This window comes from Psychrobacter sp. TPE 89C, from assembly GCF_055522395.1.
On record NZ_JBVFXW010000072.1, the window covers coordinates 1 to 10,538 of the forward strand.

Genomic DNA, 10,538 nt, shown 5'->3' on the forward strand with positions numbered 1-10,538 from the left:
TGGAAATTTTAGGTTCTATTATACTTATAATCGCAGGTATTATGCTTCTTGTTTATAGCATTAAGTTAATTATCATTGCCTTCCAAGAATCAATACTCTGGGGGCTTTTGTATCTGTTTCTTCCATTTGCTAATTTATATTTTATTATCACTCGCTGGCCAGATTGTAGTTCTCCGTTTTTGAGATCATTGGTAGCTCTTGCATTTATAATCTTAGGAGCTGTGATGGCTTCACCATCGATATCGTATTAGAGTTATAACAGTGAATAAAGCAGTCAGATATTTGAAGCCGTTTACTACTCGATGCGACGTTAATAAATAAAAATAGCGTATTCATAATTTGAATACGCTATTTTTTTAAGTTGTTATTTTACTATCACATACCATAGTCTGTTCAAGCGAATTTAGTACGCACCTTCGCTATAGATAAGCTCGTAGCTGTGGCTATATATCTCAACGATGTTGCCAAACGGGTCTTCCATATAAATCATGCGATATGGCTTTTCACCAGGGTAGTAGTAGCGTGGTTTTTCCATACGTTTTTTACCGCCTGCTGCAACCATACGCTCAGCTAACTCTTCAACATTTGGATCTTGAACGCAGAAGTGGAAGATACCAGTTTTCCAGTATTCAAAGTTGTTTTCAGGGTTTTCTTGATTTTTGAATTCAAAAATCTCAACACCGATACGGTCACCAGTAGATAGATGAGCGATACGGAAGCTGCCCCAACCTGAGCCGAATACTTCAGTACACATCTTACCAATAGGGCTGTCATCTTCGACAATCTCAGTAGGCTCCATGATGGTATACCAGCCCATTACTTCAGTATAGAATTTCACGGCTGCATCTAGGTCAGGGACTGAAAGACCGATATGCGAAAAGCTTCTTGGATAAACGTTGTTCATAGCTTGTGCTCCTGTTTGATGTGCGTTTTCTTTAACGTGGAGCCAGTATACAAACAGAAGATAATTACGTAAAATTATCATTTATTATAAAGATAAGTATGTATTGTAATGATGAATATCACATGGTTACGCACCTTTTGTACACTTGTTGACGTCGGTCACTTTACACATACAGCCGAGCGCTTACATATGACCCAGTCAGGTGTCAGTCAACACATCAGTAAGTTAGAGAATCAGTTAGATATTGATTTGCTTATTCGTCAAGGTAAGCAGTTCTTATTGACTGATGCCGGTCAACAGCTCTATCAGGAAGCAGAAGATATCTTACAGCGATTGGCACGCTTAGAGCAGCGAATCGGTGAGGATCCGCCTTATGAAGGATTGGTGAGACTGATGTCACCGGGTAGTGTGGGGCTTAAGCTGTATCCGCAGCTTTTGACATTACAACAACAGTATCCGCAGCTGATTATTGATTATCGCTTTGCACCCAATGCTGATATAGAGCGGGCGCTTGCCAAGCATGAGATTGATATTGGTTTTATGACGGATATCTCAGGTGATGAGACAGTGAGTTGCAAGCCTATGGCGCAAGAAGCATTGATATTAATTACCCCAGCGACGACTACTGAGATAAATTGGGAAGCATTGACTCAGCTTGGATTTATAGATCATCCGGACGGCTCACATCATGCAAGTATGCTGCTAAGCGCCAATTATACTGAGTTCCAGCACATTAATGATTTTGATAAAAAAGGATTTTCAAACCAGATTAGCTTGATTTTAGAGCCAGTTAGCAGGGGACTTGGGTTTACCGTTTTACCGGCGCATGCGGTTGCCGCATACCCAAATCCTCAAGCTATCAAAAGTCACTATCTACCAGTACCTGTTAGTGAAACTTTATACCTTGCTGTACGCAGTCAGTCTGTACTGCCTAACAGAATGCAAACCGTTATTCATGAAGTGCAAAAATGGCTGTAGAGATTTTAAGATAAACGTCTAAACAAGCGTTAAACATTGCTAATGACCCTATGTATAAAGCTTGTCCTTACCTTAAATGTTGAGCTATTTCAGGTTCTGCCCAAGTCTAATACTCGCAGCAATATTTACAGCCGTGGTTTCAATATTGTCATAAGCCTGACTGAGTACGTTTTCGATGGTATCTACCTTTTGGATGCTAGGCATGACGACCTCGAACTGGCTAGTCTGAGCAGGTTTTAAACCATCGACACTACCGCAGATGGCGATGACAGGCGTATTATTGGCTTTAGCGATATGACTGATACCACCAGCGACTTTACCCATGGCTGTTTGTGCATCGAGCTTACCTTCGCCAGTAATGACAAGATCAGCCTCTGCGATATGCTGTGATAGCTTGGTCACTTCAGCGACCGTATCAAAACCGGATTTCAGCTGCGCACCACAAAAGCTCATCAATGCATAGCCAAGACCACCAGCTGCTCCAGCACCTGCGACTTCTTGACAGTCCTGATGGCTGTCCGCGCGGACAGCTGCAAAGTGGCTTAAGGCTTTATCCAAATCGTTAACTTGTTGTGGAGGTGCCCCTTTTTGTGGTCCAAATATCGCACTTGCACCTAATGGCCCACACAAAGGATTGGTCACATCACACGCCACTTCAAACACAGTATTTGCCACTTTTGTATGGAAGCTTGCGTCATTAAGTCTGTGCAACTTGGCAAGCTCACCACCGCCTTGTGCTAATGGACTGTCGTTAATATCATGAAATGTCATACCCAATGCCGTTAACATACCAAGACCTGCATCATTGGTGGCACTACCACCCAGCCCAATAATGATACGCTCGGCGCCTTCATCTAAAGCATCGGCAATCAGCTCACCGACACCGTAACTGCTAGCGATGACAGGATTACGCTCTGCAACGGTCAATAGATGTAACCCACAAGCTTGGGCGATTTCGATAACTGCTGTCGCATCAGGCAATAATAAATACTTTGCAGTGATGGGTCTCATGAGTGGGTCGTGTACCACCACTTCTTTCCAGCGTCCGCCTAATACATAAGACAATACCGCAGAGGTGCCTTCACCGCCATCTGCCATCGGCAATAACGTATAGTCAGCGTTTGGAAACACCTGACTAAAACCAGATTGAATGGCGCGGCAAACATCCAATGCTTCTAAGCTTTCTTTGAACGAGTCGGGGGCGATTAAAATCTTCATGAATGTCTCTCTGGGTATTTTTAAACGTCTTTCTGGATATTTCAGCGAATGTGTTAAATGAATACTGTTAAATAAATACTAAGGTCAACAGCCAGATAAACACAATGCTGGTCACACCTTGAATACCCGTCGCCATTGAATGGGCTTTGTATGCCTGTGACACACTCATGCGGCTAAACTGACTGACAATCCAAAAAAAGCTGTCATTGGCGTGTGAAATAGTCATAGCACCTGCACCAATTGCCATCACACAAAATACGCGACCCAGCTCACTGTCTAAACCAATTTGATCCAATAACGGTGCAACCATCGCAGAGGTAGTGACTAGCGCTACGGTGGTTGAGCCTTGCGCGGTTTTTAACGCAGCAGAGACAATGAATGGCATAAAGATACCCAGTCCTAATGCAGACAATGTCGTACCTAAATAGTCACCGATTGGTGTCACTTTTAACATGGCACCAAACGCACCACCAGCGCCAGTGATCAATAAGATAGGAGCGGCTACGACCAGACCTTGTGAGATGCTGTCGCTGATCTGCTGTGTTTTTTGCTCGGTATTGATAAGTAAGAATGATAAAAATAGACCAATGAGCAGTGCCGTTAGTGGATTACCAATGAATACTAAGATGTCTGTCAACGTACCACTACCAAATGGTGCGCTTGGGAAGTTGGCAACAGACGATAAGCAGATCAATAGGATGGGAACGATAATAGGTAAATATGCCATCGTTGCTGACGGCATATTGCTATAGTCATCACGCGTTTTCATGTTTTCAGGTAACGTCGCTGCGGGTGCATCCAGCGCATCTATATTATCAGGCGTCACATTCAGAAAACGGTTAGACCACCACCAGCCAGCCAATACAGCAACGGCTGTCACAACCACACCGACCATGATGACCAAACCTAGATTGGATTCTAATCCTAGGTTGCCTGCCGCGGCAATTGGACCTGGTGTCGGTGGCACGAAGGTGTGTGTTGCGTACAAGCCCGTGGCTAAGGCAATGCTCATCGCCACACTAGATACTTTTAAACGCTCGGCTAATGTTTCTTTTAAAGAGTTTAAGATAATGTAACCAGAGTCACAGAATACAGGTACTGACACAACTGCACCGACGATAGACATAGTCAGAGTAGGGAAGCGTGGCCCCAACACTTTGATAACGGTTTCTGCCATGACGATGGCTGCACCAGTTTTCTCAAGGATTAAGCCGATAATAGTACCGAATACAATCACTAGACCGATATAACCTAAGATACCACCGAAGCCATCAGAGATTGTCTTGGCGACAGTATTAAGTGGTACTTGGTAGAATAGTGCTACCAAAAATGCTGACAATATCAACACTAAAAAAGGATGCCACTTTAATTTTGCGGTAGCGAAAATAATAAAAAGAATGGTCAGCACAAGCCAAAATACAATCATCACTGTCTCAATATGGTTTATATCTTAATGAATTATTCACGCGAACAGGCATCAATAACGATACGAATTTTTAAAGGGGCATATTTTATAGTAAATAGACGCGACTAGGAAATACATTCGTGAAATATATGGGGTTATCGATAGGTTTTTTACGATTTACTAGGCATGGCGAGGAGGTAGTACATACATCTTAAGATGCTTTTATGAGGATTATTAGCTTACAGAACGGTGATTATTGAATTTTAACCAAAAAAACTGGCCATTTTAAATGACTAGTCGTTGTGCACAGCATGTTTAAAGCAGTATTTAGTTGGTACTTACGCGATTTTATCGAATCGTGCTTTATTACCTTCTGCTACTATCGAGTCGAAACTCACACAGATACCTTCTTTATCCAATGTTGCGTACCAATGGTCGTCATTACTACCTGTCATTAGTTGAAAATACTTATCGTTGACGATTCTACCCACGGTATATATCTCACCTTCTAAGTACACGTCGTTACCTTTGATACATATTAATCTGTCATTAGTGTTTATCATATTATCGTACCTTATTATTATCTACAACTCGGAACCAGTAGATTAGATATGGCTATAATAGCAATTCACTGCACGGTAATATAGATGCTTTATATATGGTATCTTGTTGTTAAGTATAAGTTTTTTTGGAGAATTATTACGGCTAGTTACTGGATTATGTCATTGCAGAGATCATTAATGAAAGGACAATTATCGCGTTGTTTGAAAGGAAAGTATTGTTTGTTTAAAACTCAATTTCAATCAATATTAGACTACTACCATAAAGTGCAGACGTAAAAAAACCAGTGACATAACATCACTGGTTTTTTATGTAGACTGAAACTAGATATGCTAAAGATTACTCTTCAGAATAGTCTTCGCTTTCGTCTGCAACGTCGTCTTCGTCATCGTTGTTACCTTCTTCAGAAAGAATAGTAACTAAGATGCTAGCAGTAACGTCATGATGTAGCTGAATATCAACATTATATTCGCCAACTTGACGTAAAGTGCCTTCAGGAAGCTTGATTTCAGCACGGTCTACTTCTAGACCTGAGTTAGTCAATGCTTCAGCAATATCACGAGTACCGATAGAGCCGAATAGCTTGCCTTCGTCGCCTGATTTAGCACGCATGATGACATTAACGTCAGTTAGTGCGTCAGCACGTTCTTGAGCAACAGCTACTTCTTTCGCTTCTTCAGCTTCAAGTTCAGCACGACGTGCTTCGAACTTTTCAATGTTAGCTTTAGTAGCAGGTAGTGCTTTACCCAAAGGGATAAGAAAGTTACGTCCGTAACCTGGTTTCACATCGACGGTTTCACCGAGTTTACCAAGGTTGACGATACGCTGTAACAAAATAATTTGCATGAGTCATTCCTAGTTAATTAACGGTTAACCCTGATGGTTATCAGTGTATGGAAGTAGCGATAAATAACGAGCTTGCTTGATAGCAGTAGCTAGTTGACGCTGATATTTAGTAGATGTACCGGTAATGCGGCTTGGTACGATTTTACCATTATCACTGATATACTGTTTTAGCAACTCAACATCTTTATAATCGATGTGAGTGATGCCTTCAGCAGTGAAACGGCAGAATTTGCGACGGCGATAGAAACGTGCCATGAGTATTCTCCTTTAATTAGTCTTCACTGTTGTCGTTGTCGTCGTTATCGTTTTCACGACTGTCTGGACGACGAGTAGTTGCTTTGCGTGCGCGTTTTTCATCGGCATTCTTGGCTAACTGCGACTCTTCAGTGACAGCGTCGTCACGGCGCATAACTAGACTACGAATGATCGCGTCGTTATAACGGAATAATTCTTCAAGTTCAGCTAAAGTTTCACCGTCAGTTTCAATGTTGAAAAGAACGTAATGAGCTTTGTGAATCTTGTTGATTGGATATGCCAATTGACGGCGGCCCCAATCTTCTAAACGATGGATAACACCGTTGTTGTCTTGAACTAACTTGATATAGCGCTCAACCATTCCGACCACTTGGTCGCTTTGGTCTGGGTGTACAAGTAACACCAGTTCGTAATGTCGCATTATGACTCCTTACGGATTAGTAGCTATTAACCCTATGTTAATAGCAAGGAGATTTATAAGGTAAGCCCGAATCCTATCAAATTTTATAAAAATAATGAGGAATAAGCTTAGTTTATAAAGCGCCGTATTATAACAGTACTTAGCCATTAACACAAAGGTTAATCTCTACGGTACTGTCAATAAAATATAAAAATGATGAATATGTCTTTACCAATAAAAAAAGCAACGATCGTACGCTGCTTTTTTATTATATATAAGACATATCAATAATAACCAAACTCACAAGACGGTTATTTTATTTTTGGCTCTTTCACTATCTGACTGCTATCTGCTTTTACGACTAAGGTTTTAGCAAGTTTGTCATGCCAACCAATATTTTCAGGGCTTTTCGATGCCATGTAATAGTGAATAGCAATAATCACAAAACCTAAAAAGCTCGTGAATGAGAATAGCAAATTATAGATAATAAATAGCAGCAATGTACGCATGCCGATGAGCTTGATAAAAGAAGGCAGACGATGCGTGGTTTGATCCACGACGCGAATACCAGTGATTAGCTTGCCCAGTGATTGACCACGCATGGTGATGAATACTAACTGTAACGCAAACAAGCCAAAAACCATGACTTGCGACATCATTAATGTGCTGCTAGGAAGGCTCTCCATCAGCGTCATTGAGTATTGATAAGCTGCGTCCATATCTTGGATGTTTTGGAATTTAGTGTAATCCACATCCATTTTAGTCAATGCCATAACTAGCGGAAAAATAGCCAGTATGTATAACAAGCCATTTAGCGCAGTTGCTAGGACTCGTGACATGATGGGTGCAAGGACAACATTACCAACGACTTTGTCTTTGCTCGAGGTAGCTTTACTGTTAGTAGATTTATTCAATGACACATTGTGATGCGGCGTATGATGACGATTGGTTGTCATGTCTGCTTTTGCATCTTTACTGGTGTCTTTTGGACGTTCAGGCTTGCCATATAATCTATCTAATGATACTGACTTGCCGTCCTGTGCATCATTGACGTTATCTTCAGGAAAAACAGTAACGTTATTGATAATAGAGTCATTGGCCTGAGGGCTATTAACGTTGGTCGGTCGATAAACCGTTTGATTATTGGTTAAGTTGCCGACGCGCTGCCATTGGTCTAGGCCGTCATGCCATATCAAATCGTCTAGCAATACTTCACCAGAGGTTAGCATGATATTGAGCTGATCCAAACTATATGGCCCAGCTTGTACGTTATTTCGAGCAAGGAAAATCTGCATAATTGCCTGCATAGTTAGTCATGTCTTCGTACATTATATTAGGGTCTATTTGAAAAAATCAAATAGACCCTAATTGTGGTGCTCTTAGTGACAGTGTAAATGACCGCTACGAATGAACGTAATGGCTTACTTTGATTCTTCACCAGCCAAGAATAACCAAGTATCTAGTACTGAATCTGGGTTCAATGATACTGAGCTGATACCTTGTTCCATCAACCAGTAAGCAAGATCTGGATGATCTGATGGACCTTGACCACAGATACCGACATATTTGTTTTGCTTACGGCAAGCATCAATAGCCATAGTCAACAGTTTCTTAACCGCAGGATCACGCTCATCAAATAGATGTGAGACGATGCCTGAGTCACGATCTAGACCAAGTGTCAACTGAGTCAAATCGTTAGAACCAATCGAGAAACCATCGAAGTATTCTAAGAACTCTTCTGCCAATAGCGCGTTGGTTGGTAGCTCACACATCATGATGATGCGCAGACCGTTTTCGCCACGTTTCAGACCGTTTTTCTCAAGTAACTCGATGACTTGTGCTGCTTCGCCAACGGTACGTACGAAAGGAATCATAATCTCGACGTTGGTCAAGCCCATCTCATCACGTACGCGCTTCAGTGCTTTACACTCAAGCTCGAAGCAGTCACGGAAGTTGTCAGACACATAACGACTGGCACCGCGGAAACCAAGCATTGGGTTTTCTTCTGATGGCTCGTATAGCTTACCACCCAACAAGTTAGCATATTCGTTAGATTTAAAATCTGACATACGAACAATGACTGGCTGATCCATAAAGGCAACGGCTAGGGTTGAAACACCTTCGACCAATTTATCAACATAGAAGTCAACAGGTGACGCATAACCAGCGATACGCTCTTGAATGGCTTGTGCAATTTCGCGTGGCAAGCTGTTCATGTTTAGCAATGCTTTTGGATGCACACCAATCATACGGTTGATGATGAATTCTAGACGCGCAAGACCAATACCTTCGTTTGGCATTTGCGTGAATGAGAAAGCGCGATCTGGGTTACCAACGTTCATCATTACTTTGAATGCTAGCTCTGGCATTGTTTCAACAGAGTTGGTTTGTACTTCAAAGTCGATTTGGCTCTCATAAATGAAACCAGTATCACCTTCAGCACAAGAAGCAGTTACGTCTTGACCGTCAACCAATAATTCAGTTGCATTACCACAACCAACGATGGCTGGAACACCTAGCTCACGCGCGATAATAGCAGCGTGACAAGTACGGCCACCACGGTTAGTGATGATAGCAGAAGCGCGTTTCATGACTGGTTCCCAATCCGGATCAGTCATGTCTGATACGAGTACGTCACCTTCTTGTACTTTGTCCATCTCGTTTAGGTTGCTAACGATACGTACTTTACCTGAACCGATACGTTGACCAATTGAGCGGCCTTCGCATAAGATTTTTGCATCAGTCGTATTGATGATATAGCGTTCCATGACATTGCTGTCTTGGCGGCTCTTAACCGTCTCTGGACGTGCCTGAACGATAAAGATTTCGTTAGTATCGCCATCTTTTGCCCACTCGATGTCCATTGCTTGACCGTAATGCTTTTCGATCGTTACGGCTTGCTTGGCAAGTGAGGTTAGCTCTTCAGTAGACAATGAGAACTGCATGCGATCTTGTTTTTCAACATCGACAGTTTTTACAGACTTAGCAGTACTGCCTTCGTCGCCATAAATCATTTTCTTATGCTTGCTGCCTAGGTTACGGCGAATAACCGAAGGTTTACCGTTGGCTAGCAATTGTTTTGAGATATAGAATTCATCTGGGTTAACCGCACCCTGTACAACCATTTCACCTAGACCATAGCTTGACGTGATAAATACCACTTGATCAAAGCCACTTTCGGTATCTAGCGTGAACATCACACCAGCTGCGCCAGTTTCTGAACGTACCATACGTTGTACGGCTGCAGATAGTGCAACACCTTCGTGCTCAAAACCTTTGTGTACACGATAAGAGATAGCACGGTCATTGTATAAAGAAGCAAATACTTCTTTAATAGCGATTAGAACATTATCAATACCGCGAATGTTTAGGAATGTCTCTTGCTGACCAGCAAATGAAGCATCTGGTAAATCTTCGGCAGTCGCAGAAGAACGTACAGCAACAGCGATGTCTTCGCCGCCACTCATGGCTTCAAATGACTGACGTACTTCTTGTTCAAGATCTTTTGGCAGCTCTTGCTCAATAATCCAAGTACGAATCTTTTTACCAGTTTCTGCAAGTTTTTTTACATCATCAACATCTAGTGTTTTTAGTTCGCTGTTGATTTTGTCAAGCAGGCCAGTTTCATTCAAAAAGCGATTAAACGCATTTGATGTGGTGGCAAAGCCGCCTGGTACACTAACACCCAAATCAGACAAATGGCTGATCATTTCACCTAATGAAGCGTTCTTACCGCCGACCATTTCAATGTCGTCTTTTCCTAGCTGATCAAGATTGATTACAAGTGCTGTAGATTGCGCTGCCATGATAACTCCAGAAAATAAGGTTATTTAGTAAAGATTATAACGGTGGATTATACCGCTATATTTTGACAATTTCGAGGGTTTAAATCAAAAAAAATGTTAAAAACACATGAATTATGGCATTTACCACGTAATTAATCGTAGGTAACACATTTTTGTGTTTTTATT

Annotated in this window: 11 protein-coding genes; 2 read left to right on the top strand and 9 right to left on the bottom strand. The window is 41.8% G+C overall.

Going from position 1 to position 10,538, the window contains the following annotated elements:
* Positions 1–251 (top strand): hypothetical protein (locus tag ACZW67_RS13560; protein WP_465183693.1); only part of this gene is annotated, 251 nt, incomplete at its 5' end.
* Positions 252–403: 152 nt separating this feature from the next.
* Here ACZW67_RS13560 and ACZW67_RS13565 read toward each other — a convergent pair.
* Entirely contained in the window at positions 404–904 is a 501-nt protein-coding gene (locus tag ACZW67_RS13565; protein WP_465183694.1) for a lactoylglutathione lyase family protein, read from the bottom strand.
* Positions 905–1,012: 108 nt separating this feature from the next.
* On the opposite strand from ACZW67_RS13565, the gene ACZW67_RS13570 reads away from it, so the two are divergent.
* Positions 1,013–1,882: a LysR family transcriptional regulator gene (locus ACZW67_RS13570; RefSeq protein WP_465183695.1), complete on the top strand. Its 870-nt coding sequence runs from the start codon at positions 1,013–1,015 to the stop codon at positions 1,880–1,882.
* A gap of 84 nt (positions 1,883–1,966) precedes the next feature.
* Here ACZW67_RS13570 and ACZW67_RS13575 read toward each other — a convergent pair whose 3' ends face one another.
* The 8 genes from ACZW67_RS13575 to ppsA all read right to left on the bottom strand — a co-directional run bounded on the left by ACZW67_RS13575 (position 1,967) and on the right by ppsA (position 10,373).
* Positions 1,967–3,100 (bottom strand): glycerate kinase, encoded by a 1,134-nt coding sequence (locus ACZW67_RS13575; RefSeq protein WP_465183696.1) that lies wholly within the window; start codon positions 3,098–3,100, stop codon positions 1,967–1,969.
* Between the two features lie 67 nt (positions 3,101–3,167).
* Positions 3,168–4,526, bottom strand: coding sequence for a GntP family permease (locus tag ACZW67_RS13580; protein WP_465183697.1), 1,359 nt, complete (start codon positions 4,524–4,526; stop codon positions 3,168–3,170).
* Between the two features lie 317 nt (positions 4,527–4,843).
* Positions 4,844–5,068 (bottom strand): hypothetical protein, encoded by a 225-nt coding sequence (locus ACZW67_RS13585; RefSeq protein ID WP_465183698.1) that lies wholly within the window; start codon positions 5,066–5,068, stop codon positions 4,844–4,846.
* 337 nt (positions 5,069–5,405) lie between these two features.
* On the bottom strand, positions 5,406–5,912 hold the full coding sequence (gene rplI / locus ACZW67_RS13590) for a 50S ribosomal protein L9 (RefSeq protein WP_110923070.1): 507 nt from the start codon (positions 5,910–5,912) through the stop codon (positions 5,406–5,408).
* A 24-nt stretch (positions 5,913–5,936) separates the two neighbouring features.
* Positions 5,937–6,167 carry a 30S ribosomal protein S18 gene (gene rpsR, locus ACZW67_RS13595; RefSeq protein WP_010198808.1) on the bottom strand — a complete coding sequence of 77 codons (231 nt, stop codon included), beginning with the start codon at positions 6,165–6,167 and terminating at the stop codon, positions 5,937–5,939.
* Positions 6,168–6,183: 16 nt separating this feature from the next.
* Complete coding sequence (rpsF, locus tag ACZW67_RS13600) at positions 6,184–6,588, bottom strand: 30S ribosomal protein S6 (RefSeq protein WP_045446907.1); 405 nt, start codon at positions 6,586–6,588, stop codon at positions 6,184–6,186.
* 290 nt (positions 6,589–6,878) lie between these two features.
* Positions 6,879–7,874, bottom strand: a complete 996-nt coding sequence (locus tag ACZW67_RS13605) for an RDD family protein (protein ID WP_197100201.1) — start codon at positions 7,872–7,874, stop codon at positions 6,879–6,881.
* A gap of 114 nt (positions 7,875–7,988) precedes the next feature.
* Positions 7,989–10,373, bottom strand: a complete 2,385-nt coding sequence (gene ppsA / locus ACZW67_RS13610) for a phosphoenolpyruvate synthase (RefSeq protein WP_465183699.1) — start codon at positions 10,371–10,373, stop codon at positions 7,989–7,991.
* Between the last annotated feature and the right edge of the window lie 165 nt (positions 10,374–10,538).